Consider the following 20850-nt stretch of genomic DNA (forward strand, 5'->3'; position numbering starts at 1 on the left):
TAAGCCTGTCTCGCTAGCGGCGTACGCCGCACCTGAAAAAATGGATCGACATGGGGCGTGCTCGCCCCGCCGACATCAACTGTCTGCGCGGGTGCCCAGGCCCATCGCTTGACGGGCGAACCAGCGTTTTGCCGGCGGCACCAGATCAAGGCCGAGCAGGCCAAGGTTGCGACCAAACGAAACCAGGGGCTGCTCACTGCCAAACACCCGCGTCACCTTGTCCGAAAAACCGATGGTCAATTGCTGGTCGAGTTTTTGAGCCTGTTGATAACTCAGCAGCGTAGCGAAATCACCGGGCTTTTTATCACTGCCCAGCAAGGCATCGGCCAGGGCCTGGGCATCACGCAGGGACAAGTTGAAACCCTGGCCGGCTATCGGATGCAGGCTGTGGGCCGCATTGCCCAATACCGCCAAATGCGGACGTACCTGCTCTTGCGCTTCAATCAGTGTCAGCGGGTACAGATGTCGGGCGCCCACCTGTTTGAGCGTCCCCAGACGATAACCAAACACCCCCTGCAACTCGCTGAGAAAACTGCGCTCATCCAGTGCAGCCAGACGCTGGGCGTCCATCCCCAAACGAGTCCAGACCAGCGCACAACGGTTGTCAGGCAACGGCAGCAAGGCCATTGGCCCTTCGTCGGTGAAACGCTCGAACGCCATCCCGCCGTGGGGCTGGCTCGGGGTGATATTGGCGATCAGGGCACTTTGGTTATAAGGCTGTTGGCGCACATGGATGCCCAACTGCTCACGCAAGCCCGAACGCCCGCCATCGGCCAGGACGGCGAGATCGCACTCCAGGGTGGTCTCGTCGTTGAGGGTCAGGCGATAGCCGTCTTCCAGCGGTTGCATGTGGATAACTTCAGCCGGGCAACGCCAGCTGATCACATCCGGATCCAGACTTTTCCACAGGCACTGGCCCAGCCAGGCGTTCTCGACCACATAACCCAGCGCCGGAACCCCTTCTTCGCTGGCCGACAACCGTGCCGTAGAGAAACGCCCCCGATCGGACACGTGAATGTCCTTGATCGGTTCGCCACGCTCGGCAATCGACTGCCACAGGCCCAGACGCTCATAGATGATTCGAGCGCCATAGCTGAGCGCCGAAGAGCGGGCGTCATAGCTGGGCTGATAGGTGTTGCCGGGGGCAAACGGCTCGATCAAAACGATCTTCCAGCCCCGTGCCTTGGCACCGGCCTGCAAGGCCAGCGCCAGGCTCGCGCCCACCAGGCCGCCGCCAATGATGGCCAGATTCACGCGACTCATGCCGCACCCGCCATGAGCGCTTCGATAGCGGCGACGGTTTTTGGCACATCGCCGGTCAGGATTTCACAGCCATGCCTGGTGACCACTACGTCGTCCTCGATCCGCACGCCAATGCCACGCCATTTTTTCGCGACATTGAGGTTGTTAGGGCTGATGTAAATGCCAGGTTCCACAGTCAGGGTCATGCCGACTTCCAGCACGCGCCACTCACCGCCCACCTTGTATTCCCCCACGTCGTGCACATCGAGCCCCAGCCAGTGGCCAGCGCGGTGCATGTAAAACGGTTTGTAGGCTTCACTGGCGATCAGTGCCTGCACGTCGCCCTGCAACAGGCCCAGCTCCACCAGTCCGGCGGTAATGACCTGGACGGTTGCTTCGTGGGCCTGATTCCAGTGTTTGTCGGGGGCAATCTGGGTAAATGCCGCTTCTTGTGCTGCCAGTACCAGCTCATAGATCGCTTTTTGTTCCGGTGAAAAACGGCCATTCACCGGGAACGTACGGCTGATATCGCTGGCGTAGCAGTCAATTTCGCAGCCAGCATCAATCAACACCAGGTCACCGCTTTTAAGCAGTGCGTCATTCTCCTGGTAATGCAGGATGCAGCTGTTATCACCCGAGGCGACGATCGAACCATAGGCTGGCATTTTGGCCCCGCTTTTACGGAATTCGTAATCCAGTTCGGCCTCAAGGCTGTACTCATGCAAACCGGCGCGGCTGGCCTGCATGGCCCGCACATGGGCGCGAGCCGAAATCTGCGCCGCGTGGCGCATGACCTTGAGTTCTGCTGCCGATTTATACAGGCGCATGTCATGCAGCAGATGATCCAGAGCAACAAATTCGTTGGGCGGCTGGGCACCGAGGTTCGCCTTGGAGCGAATCCCGTTGATCCACTCCATCAGGTTGCGGTCGAATTCGGGATTACCGCCCATCGCCGAGTAGACCCGGTCGCGGCCTTCAATCAACCCCGGCAGGATGTCGTCGATATCGGTAATCGGGAAAGCGTCGTCGGCACCGAAGTCGCGGATAGCGCCTTCTTGCCCGGCCCGCAAACCATCCCACAATTCACGCTCGGCATTGCGCTCGCGGCAAAACAGCACGTACTCGCCGTGTACCCGGCCCGGGATCAACACGATCACGGCCGCAGGCTCGGGAAAGCCGCTCAGGTACTGAAAGTTGCTGTCTTGACGGTAAACATGTTCGACATCGCGATTGCGAATGGCCACCGCCGCAGCGGGCAGAATCGCAATACTGTTGGGCTCCATCTGCGTCATGAGTGCCTTGCGGCGACGTGCGTATTCCGTTTTCGGGATATGGATCATGGGCAGACGGGTTCCCTCTCGACGATCAATCAGTGCAGCGAAGGTTTGGCTGGCGCAGGTTCAGCGGTTTTTTTGGTTTCGGTGAACAGCAGCAGCGGTGCTACACGCAGGTACTCCATCACTTCCATGTAGTCGCTTTCGCCGTCTTCGGACTCTTCAAGTGCATCCTGCACCTGGGCGATGGCTGCCAGGTCGCGCAGTACTTCATTGGCTTCATCGCTCAACGAGTAGGCGCGGCGGGTCAGGCCGAAACCGGACAGGAAACCCTGGCACCACTGGCCCAAAGCTGCGGCGCGCTCAGGCAATGGCGCGTCATCGGTCGGCAGCAACAGCACAACGGTCATGTCATCGCTGGTCAGTTCACCCTTGACCATCTCTTGCAATCCGATCAAGGCATTGCGTACGTTGTCTTGCGGCTCGCCTGCCAACAGCTCGCTGGCTTCAACCAACCAGCCTTCGGCATCAAAACCGGCGCCCGCGCAGCTGCGGCCCAGCAAGTGGCCGTGCAGTTCAGCAGGCGAAACGGAGTGGCCGCTGGCAGTCAGCAGGGTTACAAAGGCTTGATACGGGGAATTCTGAATAGGCATGGTCAGCTAGGCGCCAAGCGGCGCTATGTCTAGAATGGAGGGCTTGTATCCTAGCATTGGCAGACGTGCCAGACCATCGAGGCGTCAGTCCCCATCCATCAGAAAACACACAGTAGGACACAATGGAAGACACCGACCTGCATGCACTGATGGCTAGACTCGAACTGCTGATTAGCCGAGTCGAGCAACTTAACCGCCAAAACGCACTCTTAATTGCTCAGGAAAAGACTTGGCGCGAGGAACGCGCGCACCTCATTGAAAAAAACGAAATCGCCCGACACAAGGTGGAATCGATGATTTCGCGCCTCAAAGCCCTGGAGCAAGACTCATGAGTTCAAGCAGTAGCGTCACCGTGCATATCCTCGATAAAGAATATTCGATCATGTGCCCCCAGGAAGAGCGGAGCAATCTGGTGAGCGCTGCCCGTTATCTGGATGGGAAAATGCGCGAAATCCGCAGCAGCGGCAAAGTCATCGGCGCCGACCGTATCGCCGTGATGGCTGCTCTGAATATCACCCACGATCTGCTGCACAAGCAGGAAGTCGCCGAAGTTCAAACCAGCAGCTCCACCCGTGAGCAAGTGCGCGACTTGCTGGAGCGCGTTGATCTGGTGCTGGCCACTGATCCGAACGAACGTCAAAGCTGATTCAAAACGTTACTTTGGGGTATACTCGCGCCACTCCCTGGAGTATTCGCCAGTTAGCGATGTCCCTGAGCCGATTCGCACTACCCTGGAGCTTGCACGTTGGGCCGGTGTGCATGTCCGCTAGACGGAAAGCCTTAAGGTCTACTGCAACTTCCACCTTGAACTTTCGGGTTCAAGGGCCAAGCCGACAGCGGTACGTCGGGGAGCCTGATTTCCTAGCGCAATGTCAGCCACCTGCTGGCATTGGCTTCCACGAGCCACCCTGTGGTGAACTCGTCCTTGAACAGCACGCCAAATGAACGAACCTGCGACGCCTACCCGCCCGCAACTTCGCCGAATGCTGCGCAAAGCCCGCCGCGACCTGTCGCCCTGCGCGCAACGCCAGGCCGCCCGCGGCCTGTACCGGCAACTGTCACAACACCCGCTGTTTCGCCGCGCCAAACACATTTCCCTTTATTTGCCCACCGACGGTGAAATTGATCCGCGCCTGCTGCTGCGCGAAGCCCAGCGCCGGGGCAAGATCACCTACCTGCCGGTCCTCAGCGCCTGGCCAAGAACCAAGATGGTCTTCCAGCGGGTTGCTCCCGGCGAGAAGCTGATCCCCAACCGTTTTCGGATTCTCGAACCGCGAATCAACCGTGCACGCCAACGCAAGGTCTGGGCTCTGGACCTGGTGCTGCTGCCATTGGTGGGATTTGATGCAACGGGGGGGCGACTGGGCATGGGCGGCGGCTTTTATGACCGCAGCCTGGCATATCAGGCTAGACGCCAAAGCTGGCGCAAGCCGACGCTATTGGGGCTGGCCCACGAGTGTCAGAAAGTCGAATCTCTGGCCCAGGCCAGTTGGGATGTCCCTTTGCAGGGCACCGTCTCGGACAGTCATTGGTACGTCGCCCACTGACAACCAGGGCATCACCGTTCAAGTGATGCCTTCGATCAGGTTTTAGCGTTTGAAGGGTTGTACTTGCTGTTGTGTCAGCTCAATCGGCTCGTCAATCGAGTTTGACCAGAGACTTTGCGCATAGCCCGTTGTAACCACACCCAAACCGAACAAAATAACCAGCATCCACAGTAAATCCGGTTTGCGTTTCATCGATTGCCCTCCTTCAGGCAAATCAACACGATGACAGCAACGGTTTTTGTTATAGGCCGTGCAGCAGCGTCAAGCTTCAAAGCCGGGCATTCTGCGGCAACACGAACACACACGCAAACTCTGGCGTCAACCGACTGTCGGTTTATCAAAATGTTGCCAGACAAAATAACCACAGCATGTTTCTGGAGTAGAAAATGGCCTATTGGTTGATGAAATCCGAGCCTGACGAGTTCTCGATCAAAGACTTGCACACGCTCGGTGAAGCGCGCTGGGATGGCGTGCGCAACTATCAGGCGCGCAACTTTATGCGAGCCATGGCAGTTGGCGATCTGTTCTTCTTTTATCACTCCAGCTGCCCCGAGCCGGGTATTGCCGGGATTGGTCGCATTGTCGAAGCAGCCTACCCCGACCCGACCGCCCTCGACCCTGAAAGCCATTACTTCGATCCCAAGGCCAGCGCCGAAAAAAATCCGTGGAGCGCCCTGCAGGTAGCCCACGAGCAGACCTTCCCCAAAGTGATCAAGCTCGATTACCTCAAACAACAAACGGCCCTGGCCGAAATGCCGCTGGTACAAAAAGGCAGCCGCCTTTCAGTGATGCCCGTTACGGATGATCAATGGGCTGCGGTGATGGGGTTGTTGTAAACACCCGCTCCCACCACTCGCCACGCCTCGTGGCAAGCAACATCCTGTATTCCCGTCTACGCTCTGGTCTTCCTTTGACTGACATCAAGTCGTAATCGCCTTGAAAACGTCAAACTAGAGCGCTCTGTGACACAGGATGTCGGCATGTCTAGCAATTCTCGAATTTCCCATTATTTCGTCATCCCCTTGGCTGTCCTGCTGATCGCAGCAGGCGGGTTCGGGTATTGGAAATCCCGGCTCGACAGCCTTCCTGAAGGCATCAGCATGGCCAACGGTCGACTCGAAGCCACAGAAGTACAGATTGCAGCCAAAACCCCGGGACGCCTGGCCGAAGTGCTGGTCGATGAAGGTGATCGCGTGACTCAGGGCCAACTGCTGGCCCGCATGGATACCCGCACCCTGGAAGCGACCCGCGCGCAAGCCGAAGCCGAAGTGCTGCGCGCCCGCCAAACCCTGGCCGCCAACGAAGCCAATGTGCAATTGCGCCAAAGCGAAAAGCGGCTGGCCAGCCAGGAACTCGCGCGCTTTCGCCAACTGTCCCAACGCGGTTTTGCCAGCGGCCAGCAACTCGACCAGCAACAGGCACGGTTTGATACCAGCAACGCAGCCGTGGTGGCAGCACAGGCCCAGGTTGCAGCAGCCAAAGCCGCGATCGGCTCATCCGAAGCCCAAGTTGCGCAACTCACCAGCGAAATCGATGACAGCAGCCTGCGCGCTCCCATCAACGGCGTGATCCAGTTGCGCCTTGCCGAACCCGGCGAAGTGCTGGGCGCAGGCGGACGGGTATTTATGATGATCGACCCCAGCGACCAGTACATGAACCTGTACATGCCCGCTTCGGTGGTCGGCAAGCTGACCGTGGGTGCCGACGCCCGCATCGTGCTCGACGCCCTGCCCGACCAGGCGCTGCCGGCCAAAATTGCTTTTGTCGCGGCCAAATCGCAATTCACGCCCAAAGAGGTCGAAACCCGCGACGAGCGGCAAAAACTGGTGTTTCGCGTCAAGCTGCGCCTCACCGACCCAAGCGCCGTGCCCCAGGCCAAGCCGGGCATGCCGGGAGCAGGTTATGTACGAACCGCAGACGTCGCCTGGCCGGCTAATCTGCAATGAGCGACCTGGCGCTCAACGCCAGTGGCATCAGCCACTGGTATGGCAAACAACAGGCATTGTTCGACATCGCCTTCAGCCTGCCAAAAGGCACGCGCTGTGGTTTGATCGGCCCGGACGGTGCAGGTAAATCGAGCCTGCTGGGACTGATTGCCGGGGTCAAAAAACTTCAACAAGGCAACCTTGAAGTGCTCGGCGGCCCGATTGACGACCGCCGCCATCGCAACACCCTGTACCCACTGATCGCGTTTATGCCCCAAGGCCTGGGCGGCAACCTTTATCCCGAATTGTCGATCAGCGAAAACATCCGCTTTTTTGGCACCCTGTTCGGCCTCTCAAAAGAGGAGTGCGAACAGCGCATGGCCGAACTGCTCAAGGCCACCGACCTGGAGCGTTTTGCCGAACGTCCCGCGGGCAAGCTGTCGGGCGGGATGAAGCAAAAGCTCGGGCTGTGCTGCGCGCTGATCCACGAGCCGGACTTGCTGATCCTCGACGAGCCCACCACCGGGGTTGACCCGCTATCGCGTCGACGCTTCTGGGAACTGGTGGATGACGTACGCAGCCAGCGCCCTCAACTGACGCTTCTGGTGGCAACTGCCTACATGGAAGAGGCTGAGCAGTTTGAACACTGCCTGATGCTCGATCGCGGCAAATTGATTGCCGCCGGTTTAAGCCATGAGTTGGCGACCGTCACTGCTACCGGCAAGCTCGACGAAGCCTTCACCCATTACCAGGGTGACAGCGGGCACAATAATGAGCCTTTGGTGATCCCGCCTCGCACCAGCGACAACAGCGACAACAGCGATATCGCCATTGAGGCCCACGACCTGACCCTACGGTTCGGCGACTTTACGGCAGTGAACAACGTCAGCTTCGCCATTGGCCGAGGTGAAATCTTCGGCTTTTTAGGCTCCAACGGCTGCGGCAAAACCACCACCATGAAAGTCCTGACCGGACTGATGCCCGCCACCGAAGGCAGCGCCAAATTGCTTGGCAATCCGGTCAATGCCAAAGACCTGGCCACCCGCAAGCGTGTGGGCTTCATGTCGCAAAGCTTCTCGCTGTACGGTGAGTTGAGCGTGCGGCAAAACCTGGTGTTGCACGCGCAACTGTTCGACTTGCCCAAGGCCGAAAGCGAACCGCGTATCGAAGAGTTGATCGAGCGTTTCGACTTGGGCGATGTGGCCTCACAACAGTCCGGCGAATTGCCGCTGGGCCTTCGCCAGCGTTTGTCGCTGGCGGTTGCCGTGCTGCATCGCCCCGAAGTGCTGATCCTCGATGAGCCAACCTCGGGGGTCGACCCTGCCGCCCGCGATGACTTCTGGCGTTTACTGATCGAGCTGTCACGCGAGCAAGGGGTGACCATCTTTCTGTCCACCCACTTCATGAACGAAGCTCAACGCTGCGACCGCATATCGTTGATGCACGCGGGCAAAGTGCTGGCCTGCGACACGCCCGATGCGCTGCAACACCAGTTCAAGGGCGACACATTGGAAGCCGCGTTTGTCACCTGCCTGGAACAGGCACAAAACGATCAGGACGCCAGCCCTGCGCCTGAAGCTGAGCCTGTCGCCACGCCGGTGGCCAATGCCCCGCCGCCGATCAGCAAAAAAGGCTTTAGCCTGACCCGGCTGATCGCTGTCGCCAGCCGCGAATCCAAGGAATTGCTGCGCGACAAAGTGCGCATGGCGTTCGCCTTGCTGGGCGCCGTGTTCATGATGGTGATATTTGGCTACGGCATTTCTCTGGACGTCGAGAACCTGGCCTTCGCCGTCTACGACCAGGATCAGAGCCCACAAAGCCGCGCCTACCTGGAAGCCTTCCGCAGCTCACGCTACTTCGAAGAGCATGCCCCGATCAGCAGCGCCGACGAGTTGCACAAACGCTTGCAACGCTCTGAAATCAAAATTGCCCTGGAGATCCCGCCAGGCTTTGGCCGCGACTTGTACGCCGGACGCCAGCCCACGGTCGCCGCCTGGCTGGACGGTGGCATGCCATTTCGGGCCGAAACCAGCCGCAACTATGTCGAAGCGGTACACACCGCCAACCTTGAGCAGCTCTCCACCCTCAGCAGTCAGGCGCAAAACAGACAGGCAGCGGCCAAACTCGAAACCCGCTTTCGCTACAACCAGGACGTCATCAGCGTGAACGCCATCGGCCCCGGCGTGATGGCGCTCATCCTCGCGTTTATCCCGGCCATGCTCACAGCGCTGGGCATCGTGCGCGAAAAGGAACTGGGGTCAATTACCAACTTCTACGCCACGCCCCTCACCCGCCTCGAATTCCTGCTGGGCAAGCAGGCGCCGTATCTGGCCGTAAGCCTGGTCAATCTGGCATTGCTGGTGGCGATGAACCGCTGGCTGTTCGGCGTTCCATTCAAGGGCAGCGGTGTCACGCTGGCGCTAGGCGGGCTGCTGTATGTGCTGGCAACCACCAGCATGGGCTTGCTGATTTCCGCCTTCACCCGCACCCAGATTGCGGCGATCCTGGGCACCATGATTATCACCAGCTTGCCGACCATTCAGTTCTCCGGGCTGATAGTGCCGCGCTCCTCGCTTGAGGGCTCGGCGGCACTGATGGGCATGCTGTTCCCGGCCGGGCACTTTCTCGACATTGCCGTAGGCACCTTTACCAAAGCCCTGGATTTGCGCCAGTTGTGGCCCCAGTGCCTGGCCTTGCTGGGGTTCTTTATGGTCTTCACCGGGCTGAGCCTGATCATGCTCAAGAAGCAGGAGGTCTGATGCACAAGCTCTCGCACATCCTGCGCCTTGGCCTTAAAGAACTGACCAGCCTGCGCCACGACAGCGTGTTACTGCTGTTTTTGTTCTACGCCTTCACCGTGGCTATTTACATGCCCGCTGCCGGTTCGATTATCGGGGTGCACAACGCCAGCGTTGCCATCGTCGATGAAGACCACAGCGCCTTGTCCCGCAAACTCGCTGAATCGCTGCTGCCCCCAGAGTTCCAGGCCCCGCAAGCCCTGCCCTACGATCAACTGGACCAATCGATGGACAGCGGCCAGTACACGTTTGTGATCAACGTGCCGGTCAATTTTCAGGCCGACTTGCTGGCCGGGCGTGAGCCGAGCGTGCAGGTCAACGTTGATGCCACGGCCATGAGCCAAGCCTTCATGGGTGCGGGTTACATCGGGCGGATCTTCCAGCGGGAGCTGCTCAATTACACCGGACAGGCCGACGCGGCAGCCAAAACCCCGGTGCTGATCAGTAACCGGGCACTGTTCAACCCAAACCTGGAGGGTGGATGGTTTCTGGCCGTCATCCAGATTGTGAATAACATCACCATTCTGGCCATTGTGCTGACGGGCACCGCCCTGCTGCGGGAGCGGGAACATGGCACCCTCGACCATCTTCTGGTGCTGCCGCTGACGGCTCTGGAAATCATGCTGGCGAAAATCTGGAGCAACATGCTGGTGGTGGTGCTGTGTACCTGGATATCACTGGAAGTGGTGGTGAAGTGGGCGCTGGGCGTGCCGCTGGCGGGATCGCTGACCCTGTTTTTACTAGTCACTGCGCTCTACCTGTTTGCCAGCACTGCGCTGGGAATCTTTCTGGCAACGCTGGCCCGCTCAACGCCGCAATTCGGTTTGCTGGCCATACCCGTGATCATCCCGATGCTCTTGCTTTCAGGTGGCAGCACGCCGCTGGACAGCATGCCCCAATGGCTGCAATGGGTGATGCAGTGCTCGCCGTCGACCCACTTTGTGAGCCTGAGCGCGGCGATACTGTTCCGCGATGCGGGGGTGAATGTGGTGTGGCCCGACTTGTTGGCACTGGCCGCCATCGGGCTGGTGTTCTTCGCCATCGCGCTGGCGCGTTTCCGCAAGAGCCTTGCCTCGTAGTGTCGGGCGTGTTGCGCCTTACTGAACGATCAAATTGTTGAACAGCAAATCGTCCACCATCGGTTTGCCGGTTTCATCGCTCATCACCTGCTGGATCTGCTTCAGGGCTTGCTGACGCAGCTTCTCCTTTGCCTCGACGCTGCCCAGGGTGTCGCTGGTCTGCTGGGTAAACAGCCCCACCAGTTGATTACGAATCAACGGGTCATTGGCTTTAACCGCCTTGGCAGCCTCGGGGCCCGTCACGCGCAAGGAAATATCGGCCTTGTACACCTTGAGTTTCGAACTGCCGTCCAGGCCGTAATTGCCTACAAACGGTGGGCTCAGGGTGATATAGCTAACCTTGTCGCCGCCTTCTTGCGCCTCTTCTCCAACCGCTGCCATCGGCAAGGACAGGGCCAGCATCAACATGATCCACGCTTTCACAATTCGCTCCTTAATACGGTTAGGGGCAAGCATACGGGGCTGCTTGCGGACCTATCTACCCTTATCGGCCAATCCCTGAAAAGCCGTAGGCCAGCGCGATTCAGTTGTGTCCAGCCACCCCGGTCATCAGTAGCGCCCTGACGCGTTCAGGCAACATGTCCACAAATTTCCGGCTGCGTTTTCGCTGACAGGTTTCAACCACTTTGTCCGCACCTTGCGAAAGCGCGTACAAGCCCGTCGCCAACTGATCGATGGAATACTGCCCGGCCTCAAAACCCTCGATCAATAGGCTGCGGGTCTGCCGGAACAACGTCATCTCGGCCAGAGGCTGGTCAATTGCGCCACGAAGGTAGCCCTTCACTTCCCGGCTCAGCTTGAGGCAGGTTGCGCTGCGCAGGTCGATCGAAAACGCCTCTGCCCGTGCACCCGCTGCCATAAACATCACGAAAAACCACACCAGACACTTCATTTACAGCCCCCTTCTTTTGCGCCAAACCGCGCCCACTGGAATCCAAAGGGGGAAATAGTAGTGATGTGCTGACTGACCTCTCAGTTCACTGGCTCCGATCCTGTCGTGAGATCGCTCCGATTGAACAACCCGCCTCTGCCCACTTAAACATCTCAGAACAGTTATTTATCAGCCCTTGAAAGTAGATTTCTGACAGATCCCAGACTCAAGGTGTCTGCTGTCGGGTTTATAAGCACGCGAGATGTTCACAAGCGAAAATCGTGCGTGGGATTATTCCTTAAGCTCCAGGGATAAGGCCTGTCATTTTCAGTAACGAAAATGTAACGTTCGGCACCGCTGATATAACAAGAAATTTGGAGCTCTTGAATGTTTGCTTTTTTCCGACCTGCCGCACACCAGGCTCCCCTGCCTGAAGAAAAAATAGACAGCACCTATCGACGACTGCGCTGGCAGATTTTCGCCGGTATCTTTTTTGGTTACGCCGGTTACTACCTGCTGCGTAAAAACTTCTCGCTGGCCATGCCTTACCTGATTGACGAGGGTTATACCCGGGGTCAACTGGGCGTGGCGATGTCGGCGATAGCCATTGCCTACGGCCTGTCCAAGTTCCTGATGGGACTGGTGTCCGACCGCTCTAATCCACGCTTCTTTTTGCCTTTTGGCTTGATGATTTCAGCTGGGGTCATGTTCATTTTCGGTTTCGCACCTTGGGCAACGTCCAGCGTGACCATGATGTTCATTTTGCTGTTTATCAACGGCTGGGCTCAGGGCATGGGCTGGCCGCCCAGTGGCCGGACCATGGTTCACTGGTGGTCGCAGAAAGAACGCGGCGGTGTGGTGTCTGTGTGGAACGTGGCCCACAACGTGGGCGGCGGCCTGATCGGCCCGCTGTTTTTGCTGGGCATGGCCTGGTTCAACGACTGGCACGCCGCTTTCTATGTACCCGCCACCGTTGCCCTGTTAGTGGCACTGTTTGCGTTTATTGCCATGCGCGATACGCCGCAGTCAGTCGGCTTGCCGCCGATTGAAGAGTACAAAAATGATTATCCGGCGGGTTACGACGCCAGCCACGAAGACGAGTTCAGTGCCAAAGAGATCTTCGTCAAATACGTGCTGCGCAACAAAATGCTCTGGTATATCGCCATGGCCAACGTGTTCGTTTACCTGCTGCGCTATGGCGTACTGGACTGGGCGCCAACCTATCTGAAGGAAGCCAAGCACTTCACGGTGGACACCACCTCGTGGGCGTACTTCTTCTACGAGTGGGCAGGGATTCCGGGCACGCTGCTGTGCGGCTGGATGTCGGACAAGATCTTTCGCGGCAATCGCGGCCTGACCGGCATCGTGTTCATGTCGCTGGTGACTGTTGCGACACTGGTTTACTGGCTCAACCCGCCGGGCAACCCGACCATCGACATGATCGCGCTGTTTTCTATCGGCTTCCTGATTTATGGGCCGGTGATGCTGATCGGCTTGCAGGCTCTGGAACTGGCACCCAAGAAAGCTGCAGGGACTGCCGCAGGCTTTACCGGGTTGTTCGGCTACCTGGGCGGTTCGGTCGCGGCCAGCGCGGCAATGGGCTACCTGGTTGACCACTTCGGTTGGGATGGCGGCTTTGTGCTGCTGATCAGCGCGTGCCTGTTGGCCATCGCGTTCATGATCCCGACCCTGCGCCACAAAAATGTGGCCAGTGAAGAACGTGCGGTTACTGCTCCCGCCTAAGGCGTGATCGGCACACAGCGCTTGAGCCGCGCCTCCAGATTTCGATCTGGCATGGCGTGGCTGCGCAGGGCGCTTACGGTCTGCTCGACATAATCGCGAGTCGTACCGTAGCGTCCGCTGGCGTTGGCCAGTACCTGGCTCAACACGCCATCCGGCAAGTTGCCCGCATAGCTGGGTAGATGTCGCTCCAGCACAAACCCCAAAGCCTGCACCTGACTGCCGTCTTCGAGTCGGCACGTCAGCCAGTGCGGTCGATACGAGGGCACTGGCATTTCACGCAGCCACAGGGCGTAAAGCGAAGCGTCGAGGTTGTCTTCCGGCAAGCGATAAGCGAAGCCACTGCACGAACCACCACGGTCCAGGCCAAAGACCAGGCCCGGCCACTGAGGTGTGCCGCGATGCTCGTGAGACCACAAATACAGCCCGCGATGGTAGCCATGCACCCGGCCACGCACGCGTTCGACCGCCGTGCACTCAGGACGCCAGATCAGTGAACCATATGCAAATAGCCAGACCGGCCCGCCTTGATGACGCGCCATGGTGCTGTGCATGGAGTTGAGCAATTGTTCTGGCGTCAGCGGCGCACCGAGATCAAGTCGCGGCGGATAAGCCAGATTCAGGCAAGAAGATTCACTGATATTTATCGCTGGTGGCATTGGGTCCTACAGGCATTACATGCAGTAAACAAAATAACGACATTAATCTTATAGCACCAAATGCCATATGGCCTGCTCGGCAAGACGTATGACCGGGCGACTTCATGATTGCAACTACACTAGAATTCGTTTTGTTCAGGGGATGTTCAAGTCATCCCTTTATAGTTGCTGGCCGCAGGCGCACGCCCAATGAGGTAGGTAGATGAGAAAACTTGGGATTTGCTTCCTGGCGATACTGGCGTATGCCACTTCCGCACTGGCACAAGATGACGCACAGCAAAAAAAAGAGGGGTTTTGGTATCTGCAAACCAGTGTCTATACCCGGCACTTTTCGCCAGACTCTGAGCACAACAACAATCAGGATCTAATCGGTATTGAGCGCCATGACGCTTCAGGCTGGTTAGTTGGCGGGGCAACCTTTCGCAACTCATTTCGCCAGCGTTCGTATTACGCCTATGCGGGCAAGCGCTTTGATAGCGACACCTACCCTGTGTATTTGAAGCTCACAGGCGGCCTGCTGGAAGGCTATCACGGCGAATATCAGGACAAGATCCCGCTTAACCGCTTTGGCGTAGCGCCGGTGATCATTCCTTCGGTCGGCGCCTACTATGGCCCGGCAGCCGTCGAGCTGGTGCTGCTGGGCTTCAATGCCGCAATGATCACCACCGGTTTACGTTTTTGAGGCAAAAACTGTGGGAGCGGGCTTGCCGCGATGCAGACGGCGCGGTCTACCTGCATGACCGCCGTGATGCCATCGCGAGCAAGCCCGCTCCCACACATTCAAGGCCGCGGGCAGTAGGCAAAGACGTCGGCGCGCATCTGGTGCGCGTCCATGCCGGCTGCCACCAGGGCGTCGAGGGTGCCGTAGATCATCGCCGGTGAACCGCTGGCATAGACATGCACACTGGCCAGATCGCTGATGTCTTCGCACACGGCTTCATGCAGCATGCCGCACCGACCTTCCCACCCGCACAGATCACTCACCACTTTGTGCAGGAACAGGTTGGGGATTTTCTCCCATTGCTCCCACTCTTCCAGGGTGTAGAAATCTTCAGGACGACGTACACCCCAGTACAAGTGCACCGGGTGCTTGAACCCTTTTGCGCGGCAATGCTCGATCAAACTGTGCATTTGCGCCATGCCGGTACCCGCAGCGATCAGCACCAGCGGGCCGTCCGGCAATTCGGACAAATGCGTGTCACCGAACGGCAGCTCGAGACGGACCATCTTGTTGCGCTGCAGTTGTTCGATCAGGCGCCGGGCGCTGTCCTCGCGAACCAGCACATGCAACTCAAGGTCGCGTCCCGAATGCGGGGCGCTGGCCAGTGAAAATGCCGACTTGTCGCCATTTTCACGCTCCAGCATCACGTATTGCCCGGCGTGATAACGCGGCGGCTTGCCTGCAGGCGCACGCAAGCGCACCCGCCACACATCGCCACCCATATCGACACATTCGGTCAACTGACACGCCAGGCTACGCACCGGTAACTCTCCCAACGCAAGCACGCCATCCCACAACACCACACAGTCTTCAAGCGGGGCCGCCAGGCAGGTATAAAACTCGCCATGATCGCGCACGTCACCCGCTTGCTCCACCTGGCCCTCAACCAGCAAGGCCGCACACACGTGGCAATTACCATTGCGACAGCTCTGCGGGCATTCATAGCCCAGACGTTGCGCCGCATCCAGAATTCGCTCGCCAGGCAAGGTTTCCAGCACCGCACCTGAAGGCTGCAAGGTTACACGCATCAATCTATTCCTAATTGATTCCAGATGTCATCGATCCGGCGAGTGACCGCCTCATCCTTGACGATGACACGGCCCCATTCGCGGGTGGTTTCACCTGGCCATTTGTTGGTTGCATCCAGCCCCATCTTCGAACCCAGGCCGGAAACCGGCGAGGCAAAGTCGAGGTAATCGATGGGCGTGTTATCGATCATCACCGTATCGCGCTTGGGATCCATGCGCGTGGTGATGGCCCAGATCACGTCGTTCCAGTCGCGGGCATTGATGTCGTCGTCGGTGACGATAACGAATTTGGTGTACATGAACTGGCGCAAAAACGACCACACACCCAGCATTACGCGCTTGGCGTGCCCCGGATACTGCTTTTTGATGGTCACGATGGCCATCCGATACGAGCAGCCTTCGGGTGGCAGGTAGAAGTCGGTAATTTCCGGAAACTGCTTTTGCAGGATCGGCACAAACACTTCATTCAGCGCCACGCCCAAAATCGCCGGCTCATCCGGTGGACGGCCGGTGTAGGTGCTGTGGTAGATCGGCTTGACCCGGTGGGTGATGCGCTCAACGGTAAATACCGGGAAGCTGTCGACTTCGTTGTAGTAACCGGTGTGGTCACCGTACGGGCCTTCGGGGGCCATCTCGCCAGGGTGGATCACGCCTTCAAGAATGATTTCAGCCGTGGCCGGCACTTGCAGGTCATTACCGCGACACTTCACCAGCTCGGTGCGATTGCCACGTAGCAAGCCCGCGAAGGCGTATTCGGAAAGGCTGTCCGGCACGGGGGTGACGGCGCCGAGAATGGTCGCAGGATCTGCACCCAGGGCCACGGAAACCGGGAATGGCTGGCCGGGGTGTTTTTCGCACCAGTCACGGTAGTCCAGCGCGCCGCCACGGTGGCTCAACCAGCGCATGATGACCTTGTTGCGACCAATCACTTGCTGGCGATAAATGCCCAGGTTCTGACGTTCCTTGTTCGGACCTTTGGTCACGGTCAGGCCCCAGGTAATCAGGGGCGCAACATCGCCCGGCCAGCAGTGCTGGACCGGCAACTGACCGAGGTCGACGTCATCACCTTCAACGACCACTTCCTGGCACACCGCGTCCTTGACGACTTTCGGGGCCATGGCAATGATCTTGCGGAAGATCGGCAACTTGGACCACGCGTCTTTCAGACCTTTAGGCGGCTCGGGTTCTTTAAGGAACGCCAGCAGCTTGCCGATTTCACGTAATTCACTGACCGCTTCGGCGCCCATGCCCAAGGCCACGCGCTCCGGCGTACCAAACAGGTTGCCGAGCACAGGGATGTCGTAACCCACCGGGTTTTCGAACAGCAAAGCCGGACCTTTGGCGCGCAAAGTGCGATCGCAAATTTCTGTCATTTCCAGCTTGGGAGACACTGGAACCTGGATGCGCTTGAGTTCGCCGCGCTTTTCCAGGCCGCTGATAAAGTCGCGTAAGTCGCGATACTGCATGCTTGAGCCTCGTAGTGGCCGTGGCGTTGGGAGACAGAGTGTAGCGCCCAAGCCGTCTGTTCAGAAGGGAGAGCTGCCCGGATCAAAAAAGCTCAGACAGCAAAAAGCCGGGTTTCCCCGGCTTTTGCTTGCCTGCGACGACTTACTTGCGCTTCATCGACAGGAAGAACTCATCGTTGGTCTTGGTCTGTTTCAGCTTGTCGATCAAGAACTCGATAGCTGCGACTTCGTCCATCGGGTGCAACAGCTTGCGCAAAATCCACATGCGTTGCAGCTCGTCGTCCGCGGTCAGCAACTCTTCGCGGCGAGTGCCGGAACGGTTGATGTTGATCGCAGGGAAGACGCGCTTTTCAGCGATCTTGCGGTCCAGAGGCAGTTCCATGTTGCCGGTGCCTTTGAACTCTTCGTAGATCACTTCATCCATCTTCGAGCCGGTTTCAACCAGCGCGGTAGCGATGATGGTCAGCGAGCCGCCTTCTTCGATGTTTCGCGCAGCACCGAAGAAACGCTTTGGCTTCTCAAGGGCGTGAGCATCGACACCACCGGTCAATACCTTGCCGGAGCTCGGGATCACGGTGTTGTAGGCACGGGCCAGACGGGTGATGGAGTCGAGCAGGATCACCACGTCTTTCTTGTGTTCGACCAGGCGCTTGGCCTTCTCGATCACCATTTCAGCAACCTGCACGTGGCGGGTTGGTGGCTCGTCGAAGGTGGAGGCAACCACTTCGCCGCGCACGGTACGCTGCATTTCGGTTACTTCTTCCGGGCGCTCGTCGATCAACAGAACGATCAAGTGCACTTCAGGGTTGTTACGCGAAATGTTCGACGCGATGTTCTGCAGCATGATGGTCTTGCCCGCTTTTGGCGGAGCAACGATCAGACCGCGCTGACCTTTACCGATCGGTGCACACAGGTCGATGACACGACCGGTCAGATCTTCGGTGGAACCGTTACCGATTTCCATCTTCATGCGTACGGTCGGGAACAGCGGGGTCAAGTTCTCGAAGAGAATCTTGTTTTTCGCGTTCTCTGGACGATCGTAGTTGATCGTGTCGACTTTCAGCAGTGCGAAGTACCGCTCGCCTTCTTTTGGCGGACGGATTTTACCGACGATGGTGTCGCCAGTGCGCAAGTTGAAGCGTCGAATCTGGCTTGGCGAGACGTAGATATCGTCTGGGCCGGCCAGGTAAGAGGCATCAGCGGAACGCAGGAAGCCGAAGCCGTCCTGGAGAATCTCCAGCACGCCATCACCGGAGATTTCCTCGCCGCTTTTCGCGTGCTTTTTGAGCAGGGAGAAAATCACGTCCTGCTTGCGCGAACGGGCCATATTTTCTATGCCCATCTGTTCGGCCAATTCGAGCAGTTCGGTAATCGGCTTTTGCTTGAGTTCAGTCAGGTTCATATAGGAATGACGTAATCATTTATGGAGGGGGAAATTAAGCTTTTGGCTTAATGAGGCCGCGCCGCAGAGAAGGCGACAGGATCGCGTACTAATTCGATAAGGAGTGCGTCGGCGACGGCTTGCAGGGGGCAGTGGAGAAACCAGTGCGGGGCCGAATGTACCACTTGAGTTTCATAGCGTCTAGTCCTTGAGCCATGAAAAAGCCCCGCATTTAGCGGGGCCTTTATCGACGCTTAGATGTTGGCGTCGAGGAATGCAGCCAACTGCGACTTCGACAGCGCACCGACCTTGGTGGCTTCGACGTTGCCGTTCTTGAACAGCATCAACGTAGGAATACCACGTACGCCGTGCTTGGCCGGGGTTTCCTGGTTTTCATCAATGTTCAGCTTGGCAACAGTCAGCTTGCCTTTGTAAGTCTCTGCGATCTCGTCCAGAACCGGCGCGATCATTTTGCAAGGGCCACACCATTCAGCCCAGTAGTCGACCAGTACAGCGCCTTCAGCCTTGAGAACATCGGCCTCAAAGCTAGCGTCGGTGACGTGTTTAATAAGATCGCTGCTCATGGAAGTCTCCGTGGTTGTAAGCAAAAACGTAGCACATCATAGCCGTCATCACCGCGTTCAGGAAGGTGAGGGATGATTGACTCTTACTATAGTGGTGCATGAGTGCGGATATCGCCCGCTTCACAAGCCGGCAGGGGTGACGAACACTATCCCGGTTCGTGATGCAGCCTGGCGAATGTGCTCGCCCATGGCTTTATGCGCGGGGCCACTGGCGTGGCGGGCCAGTGCCCGGAGTATTTTGCGATGTTCCTGCCAGGTTTCCATCACCCGCTCACGGCGGATGAACGGCAACTTCTGGCTTTCGAGAAAAATATCGGCGCGGGTAATCAAAATATTGGCCATTGCCTGATTGCCACTGGCGCGCAGAATCAGTTGATGAAACTCGAAGTCCAGTTGCGCGGCCCGCTCAAAATCCTCGGCGCGCAATTCATGACGCATTGCCTCGACATTGTCTTGCAGCACGTCCAGTTCGTCGCGGGTCAACCGCACCGCCGCCAGCCCGGCGGCAAAGCCTTCCAGCGCGTAACGCAGCTGGAAAATATCCTGCGCGCAGGCCTGCGCCGCAAAGGGCCAGTCCGCCGCCGGCGTCACGACCGCGGGCTCATCTGCCGCCTGGACATACACACCTTTGCCCGGCTGCACGCTGATCACGCCCAGTGCGCTGAGTGAGGACAACGCCTCGCGCAACGATGCCCGGCTGACACCCAGTTGCACGGCCAGCTCGCGTTGAGACGGCAAGGCATCGCCCGGTACAAAACCGTTCTCGACGATCAATTTACGAATGGCCAGCAATGCCACTTCGGGTACGGCCCGTGCGCTTGAATTCATCACAAATCGGCTTGATCGGCTCAGGAAAGCCGTAGTTGTAAAGCTATTGCCAACGCTCGGCAAGTCACGCCCCAAGCCGGTTCAAGCCTTGGAACGAACGCTCGATCGAGGTGCAAAAAACCCGACCACTGTTCAGACCAGTCCGACCACCACAAGCCTTCTTTCATCAGCTTCGCAGGCCATAAATCCCCTGTTGGCATGGCCTGTGCTCTGTCCAAAACAGACACCACCGCCCGCCCGTTCCCGGAGAGTTGCCATGACCCAGCGCTACAGCGCCCTGATTTGCGCCTTGTTCGCCAGCCTGATGCTGAGCCAGGCCCCGGCTCACGCCAATGACCTTGAGGATGTAATTGCACGCGGCACGCTCAAGGTCGCAGTCCCTCAGGATTTTCCGCCCTTCGGCTCGGTGGGCCCTGACATGAAGCCTCGGGGGCTGGACATCGACACCGCCAAACTGCTGGCCGACCAGCTCAAGGTCAAGCTTGAGCTGACCCCCGTCAACAGCACCAATCGCGTGCCTTACCTGACGACCGGCAAAGTCGACGTGGTGATTTCCAGCCTCGGTAAAAACCCTGATCGCGAAAAAGTCATCGACTTCTCAAACGCTTACGCGCCGTTCTACCTGGGCGTGTTTGGACCGCCAGACGTTCAAATCAAAACCCTGGACGACCTCAAGGGTAAAACCATCAGCGTCACCCGGGGTGCGATCGAAGACATCGAACTGACCAACGTGGCTCCTGCCGGCGTCACGATCAAGCGCTTCGAAGACAACAACTCAACCATCGCCGCTTACCTGGCGGGCCAGGTGGACTTGATCGCCAGTGGCAACGTGGTGATGGTCACCATCAGCGAGCGCAACCCCAAGCGTCTCCCGGCGATGAAGCTCAAACTCAAGGATTCGCCGGTCTACGTGGGCGTCAACAAGGGCCAGCCCGAGTTGCTGGACAAAGTGAACCAGATTCTCGCCACGGCCAAGGCTGACGGCAGCCTGGAGAAAAACGCGCTGCAATGGCTCAAAGAGCCGCTGCCCGCTGACCTCTGATAGCTTGCGACG

General features: G+C 58.3%; 22 protein-coding genes and 1 other RNA gene. 11 read left to right on the plus strand and 12 right to left on the minus strand.

Going from position 1 to position 20850, the window contains the following annotated elements:
* Positions 1-75: 75 nt before the first annotated feature.
* Genes ubiH through V6P94_RS02255 form a run of 3 tightly spaced genes read right to left on the minus strand, consistent with a single transcriptional unit; the run spans position 76 to position 3169 of the window.
* Positions 76-1263 (minus strand): 2-octaprenyl-6-methoxyphenyl hydroxylase, encoded by a 1188-nt coding sequence (gene ubiH / locus V6P94_RS02245; protein ID WP_338648992.1) that lies wholly within the window; start codon positions 1261-1263, stop codon positions 76-78.
* Entirely contained in the window at positions 1260-2582 is a 1323-nt protein-coding gene (gene pepP, locus V6P94_RS02250; RefSeq protein WP_133079072.1) for a Xaa-Pro aminopeptidase, read from the minus strand. Before pepP ends, ubiH begins: the two co-directional genes overlap by 4 nt.
* A 29-nt stretch (positions 2583-2611) precedes the next feature.
* Complete coding sequence (locus tag V6P94_RS02255; RefSeq protein ID WP_133079073.1) at positions 2612-3169, minus strand: YecA family protein; 558 nt, start codon at positions 3167-3169, stop codon at positions 2612-2614.
* Positions 3170-3291: 122 nt separating this feature from the next.
* Between V6P94_RS02255 and V6P94_RS02260 the strand changes: the two genes are divergently transcribed.
* The 4 genes from V6P94_RS02260 (at position 3292) to V6P94_RS02275 (ending at position 4716) form a co-directional block, all read left to right on the plus strand.
* On the plus strand, positions 3292-3501 hold the full coding sequence (locus V6P94_RS02260; protein WP_019824490.1) for a TIGR02449 family protein: 210 nt from the start codon (positions 3292-3294) through the stop codon (positions 3499-3501).
* Positions 3498-3815: a cell division protein ZapA gene (locus V6P94_RS02265; RefSeq protein WP_019824488.1), complete on the plus strand. Its 318-nt coding sequence runs from the start codon at positions 3498-3500 to the stop codon at positions 3813-3815. Before V6P94_RS02260 ends, V6P94_RS02265 begins: the two co-directional genes overlap by 4 nt.
* A 31-nt stretch (positions 3816-3846) precedes the next feature.
* A non-coding RNA gene (gene ssrS, locus V6P94_RS02270) (6S RNA) lies at positions 3847-4024 on the plus strand.
* A gap of 86 nt (positions 4025-4110) precedes the next feature.
* Positions 4111-4716 (plus strand): 5-formyltetrahydrofolate cyclo-ligase, encoded by a 606-nt coding sequence (locus V6P94_RS02275; RefSeq protein ID WP_133079075.1) that lies wholly within the window; start codon positions 4111-4113, stop codon positions 4714-4716.
* A gap of 42 nt (positions 4717-4758) precedes the next feature.
* On the opposite strand, the gene V6P94_RS02280 is transcribed toward V6P94_RS02275, so the two are convergent.
* Positions 4759-4908: a hypothetical protein gene (locus V6P94_RS02280; RefSeq protein WP_019824485.1), complete on the minus strand. Its 150-nt coding sequence runs from the start codon at positions 4906-4908 to the stop codon at positions 4759-4761.
* A gap of 194 nt (positions 4909-5102) precedes the next feature.
* Here V6P94_RS02280 and V6P94_RS02285 point away from each other — a divergent pair, with 194 nt between their 5' ends.
* From V6P94_RS02285 to V6P94_RS02300, 4 genes are all read left to right on the plus strand, one after another.
* Complete coding sequence (locus tag V6P94_RS02285) at positions 5103-5552, plus strand: EVE domain-containing protein (RefSeq protein ID WP_133079076.1); 450 nt, start codon at positions 5103-5105, stop codon at positions 5550-5552.
* A 144-nt stretch (positions 5553-5696) separates the two neighbouring features.
* Complete coding sequence (locus tag V6P94_RS02290; RefSeq protein WP_133079077.1) at positions 5697-6662, plus strand: HlyD family secretion protein; 966 nt, start codon at positions 5697-5699, stop codon at positions 6660-6662.
* The gene (gene rbbA / locus V6P94_RS02295) at positions 6659-9400 is read left to right on the plus strand and encodes a ribosome-associated ATPase/putative transporter RbbA (RefSeq protein WP_338648997.1); all 2742 of its coding nucleotides are present in this window, start codon (positions 6659-6661) and stop codon (positions 9398-9400) included. Before V6P94_RS02290 ends, rbbA begins: the two co-directional genes overlap by 4 nt.
* Positions 9400-10518, plus strand: a complete 1119-nt coding sequence (locus V6P94_RS02300) for an ABC transporter permease (RefSeq protein WP_133079079.1) — start codon at positions 9400-9402, stop codon at positions 10516-10518. The genes rbbA and V6P94_RS02300 overlap by 1 nt, the downstream gene beginning before the upstream one ends.
* 18 nt (positions 10519-10536) lie before the next feature.
* On the opposite strand, the gene V6P94_RS02305 is transcribed toward V6P94_RS02300, so the two are convergent.
* On the minus strand, positions 10537-10941 hold the full coding sequence (locus V6P94_RS02305) for a flagellar basal body-associated protein FliL (RefSeq protein WP_133079080.1): 405 nt from the start codon (positions 10939-10941) through the stop codon (positions 10537-10539).
* Positions 10942-11041: 100 nt separating this feature from the next.
* Entirely contained in the window at positions 11042-11410 is a 369-nt protein-coding gene (locus V6P94_RS02310) for a hypothetical protein (RefSeq protein ID WP_133079081.1), read from the minus strand.
* A gap of 366 nt (positions 11411-11776) precedes the next feature.
* Between V6P94_RS02310 and glpT the strand changes: the two genes are divergently transcribed.
* Entirely contained in the window at positions 11777-13132 is a 1356-nt protein-coding gene (glpT, locus tag V6P94_RS02315) for a glycerol-3-phosphate transporter (RefSeq protein WP_133079082.1), read from the plus strand.
* Here the strand turns inward: glpT and V6P94_RS02320 are convergent.
* Complete coding sequence (locus V6P94_RS02320) at positions 13129-13788, minus strand: gamma-glutamylcyclotransferase (RefSeq protein WP_257622990.1); 660 nt, start codon at positions 13786-13788, stop codon at positions 13129-13131. The two genes, glpT and V6P94_RS02320, sit on opposite strands and share 4 nt — an antisense overlap.
* Before the next feature lie 202 nt (positions 13789-13990).
* Here V6P94_RS02320 and V6P94_RS02325 point away from each other — a divergent pair, with 202 nt between their 5' ends.
* A complete protein-coding gene (locus tag V6P94_RS02325) occupies positions 13991-14470 on the plus strand; it encodes a sn-glycerol-3-phosphate transporter (protein ID WP_338648998.1) in 480 nt (159 codons plus the stop codon).
* Between the two features lie 98 nt (positions 14471-14568).
* Here V6P94_RS02325 and V6P94_RS02330 read toward each other — a convergent pair whose 3' ends face one another.
* From V6P94_RS02330 to V6P94_RS02350, 5 genes are all read right to left on the minus strand, one after another.
* Positions 14569-15537 (minus strand): CDP-6-deoxy-delta-3,4-glucoseen reductase, encoded by a 969-nt coding sequence (locus V6P94_RS02330; RefSeq protein WP_133079083.1) that lies wholly within the window; start codon positions 15535-15537, stop codon positions 14569-14571.
* Entirely contained in the window at positions 15537-17003 is a 1467-nt protein-coding gene (gene ubiD / locus V6P94_RS02335; protein ID WP_133079084.1) for a 4-hydroxy-3-polyprenylbenzoate decarboxylase, read from the minus strand. Before ubiD ends, V6P94_RS02330 begins: the two co-directional genes overlap by 1 nt.
* A 142-nt stretch (positions 17004-17145) precedes the next feature.
* Positions 17146-18405, minus strand: coding sequence for a transcription termination factor Rho (rho, locus tag V6P94_RS02340; RefSeq protein ID WP_003438291.1), 1260 nt, complete (start codon positions 18403-18405; stop codon positions 17146-17148).
* A 233-nt stretch (positions 18406-18638) separates the two neighbouring features.
* Entirely contained in the window at positions 18639-18968 is a 330-nt protein-coding gene (gene trxA / locus V6P94_RS02345; protein ID WP_016783018.1) for a thioredoxin TrxA, read from the minus strand.
* A 120-nt stretch (positions 18969-19088) separates the two neighbouring features.
* A complete protein-coding gene (locus V6P94_RS02350; protein WP_133079085.1) occupies positions 19089-19796 on the minus strand; it encodes an FCD domain-containing protein in 708 nt (235 codons plus the stop codon).
* Between the two features lie 256 nt (positions 19797-20052).
* On the opposite strand from V6P94_RS02350, the gene V6P94_RS02355 reads away from it, so the two are divergent.
* Positions 20053-20838: a transporter substrate-binding domain-containing protein gene (locus tag V6P94_RS02355; protein ID WP_133079086.1), complete on the plus strand. Its 786-nt coding sequence runs from the start codon at positions 20053-20055 to the stop codon at positions 20836-20838.
* The last annotated feature ends 12 nt before the right edge of the window (positions 20839-20850 follow it).

Source organism: Pseudomonas sp. ML2-2023-3, assembly GCF_037055275.1.
In the GTDB taxonomy this organism is placed as follows: Bacteria; Pseudomonadota; Gammaproteobacteria; order Pseudomonadales; family Pseudomonadaceae; genus Aquipseudomonas.

Bases quoted from the DNA above. Each gene is read 5' to 3' on its own strand.
- ubiH (WP_338648992.1), bottom strand. From the start codon at position 1,263: ATGAGTCGCGTGAATCTGGCCATCATTGGCGGCGGCCTGGTGGGCGCG.
- pepP (WP_133079072.1), bottom strand. From the start codon at position 2,582: ATGATCCATATCCCGAAAACGGAATACGCACGTCGCCGCAAGGCACTC.
- V6P94_RS02255 (WP_133079073.1), bottom strand. From the start codon at position 3,169: ATGCCTATTCAGAATTCCCCGTATCAAGCCTTTGTAACCCTGCTGACT.
- V6P94_RS02260 (WP_019824490.1), top strand. From the start codon at position 3,292: ATGGAAGACACCGACCTGCATGCACTGATGGCTAGACTCGAACTGCTG.
- V6P94_RS02265 (WP_019824488.1), top strand. From the start codon at position 3,498: ATGAGTTCAAGCAGTAGCGTCACCGTGCATATCCTCGATAAAGAATAT.
- V6P94_RS02275 (WP_133079075.1), top strand. From the start codon at position 4,111: ATGAACGAACCTGCGACGCCTACCCGCCCGCAACTTCGCCGAATGCTG.
- V6P94_RS02280 (WP_019824485.1), bottom strand. From the start codon at position 4,908: ATGAAACGCAAACCGGATTTACTGTGGATGCTGGTTATTTTGTTCGGT.
- V6P94_RS02285 (WP_133079076.1), top strand. From the start codon at position 5,103: ATGGCCTATTGGTTGATGAAATCCGAGCCTGACGAGTTCTCGATCAAA.
- V6P94_RS02290 (WP_133079077.1), top strand. From the start codon at position 5,697: ATGTCTAGCAATTCTCGAATTTCCCATTATTTCGTCATCCCCTTGGCT.
- rbbA (WP_338648997.1), top strand. From the start codon at position 6,659: ATGAGCGACCTGGCGCTCAACGCCAGTGGCATCAGCCACTGGTATGGC.
- V6P94_RS02300 (WP_133079079.1), top strand. From the start codon at position 9,400: ATGCACAAGCTCTCGCACATCCTGCGCCTTGGCCTTAAAGAACTGACC.
- V6P94_RS02310 (WP_133079081.1), bottom strand. From the start codon at position 11,410: ATGAAGTGTCTGGTGTGGTTTTTCGTGATGTTTATGGCAGCGGGTGCA.
- glpT (WP_133079082.1), top strand. From the start codon at position 11,777: ATGTTTGCTTTTTTCCGACCTGCCGCACACCAGGCTCCCCTGCCTGAA.
- V6P94_RS02320 (WP_257622990.1), bottom strand. From the start codon at position 13,788: ATGCCACCAGCGATAAATATCAGTGAATCTTCTTGCCTGAATCTGGCT.
- V6P94_RS02325 (WP_338648998.1), top strand. From the start codon at position 13,991: ATGAGAAAACTTGGGATTTGCTTCCTGGCGATACTGGCGTATGCCACT.
- V6P94_RS02330 (WP_133079083.1), bottom strand. From the start codon at position 15,537: ATGCGTGTAACCTTGCAGCCTTCAGGTGCGGTGCTGGAAACCTTGCCT.
- ubiD (WP_133079084.1), bottom strand. From the start codon at position 17,003: ATGCAGTATCGCGACTTACGCGACTTTATCAGCGGCCTGGAAAAGCGC.
- rho (WP_003438291.1), bottom strand. From the start codon at position 18,405: ATGAACCTGACTGAACTCAAGCAAAAGCCGATTACCGAACTGCTCGAA.
- trxA (WP_016783018.1), bottom strand. From the start codon at position 18,968: ATGAGCAGCGATCTTATTAAACACGTCACCGACGCTAGCTTTGAGGCC.
- V6P94_RS02350 (WP_133079085.1), bottom strand. From the start codon at position 19,796: ATGAATTCAAGCGCACGGGCCGTACCCGAAGTGGCATTGCTGGCCATT.
- V6P94_RS02355 (WP_133079086.1), top strand. From the start codon at position 20,053: ATGACCCAGCGCTACAGCGCCCTGATTTGCGCCTTGTTCGCCAGCCTG.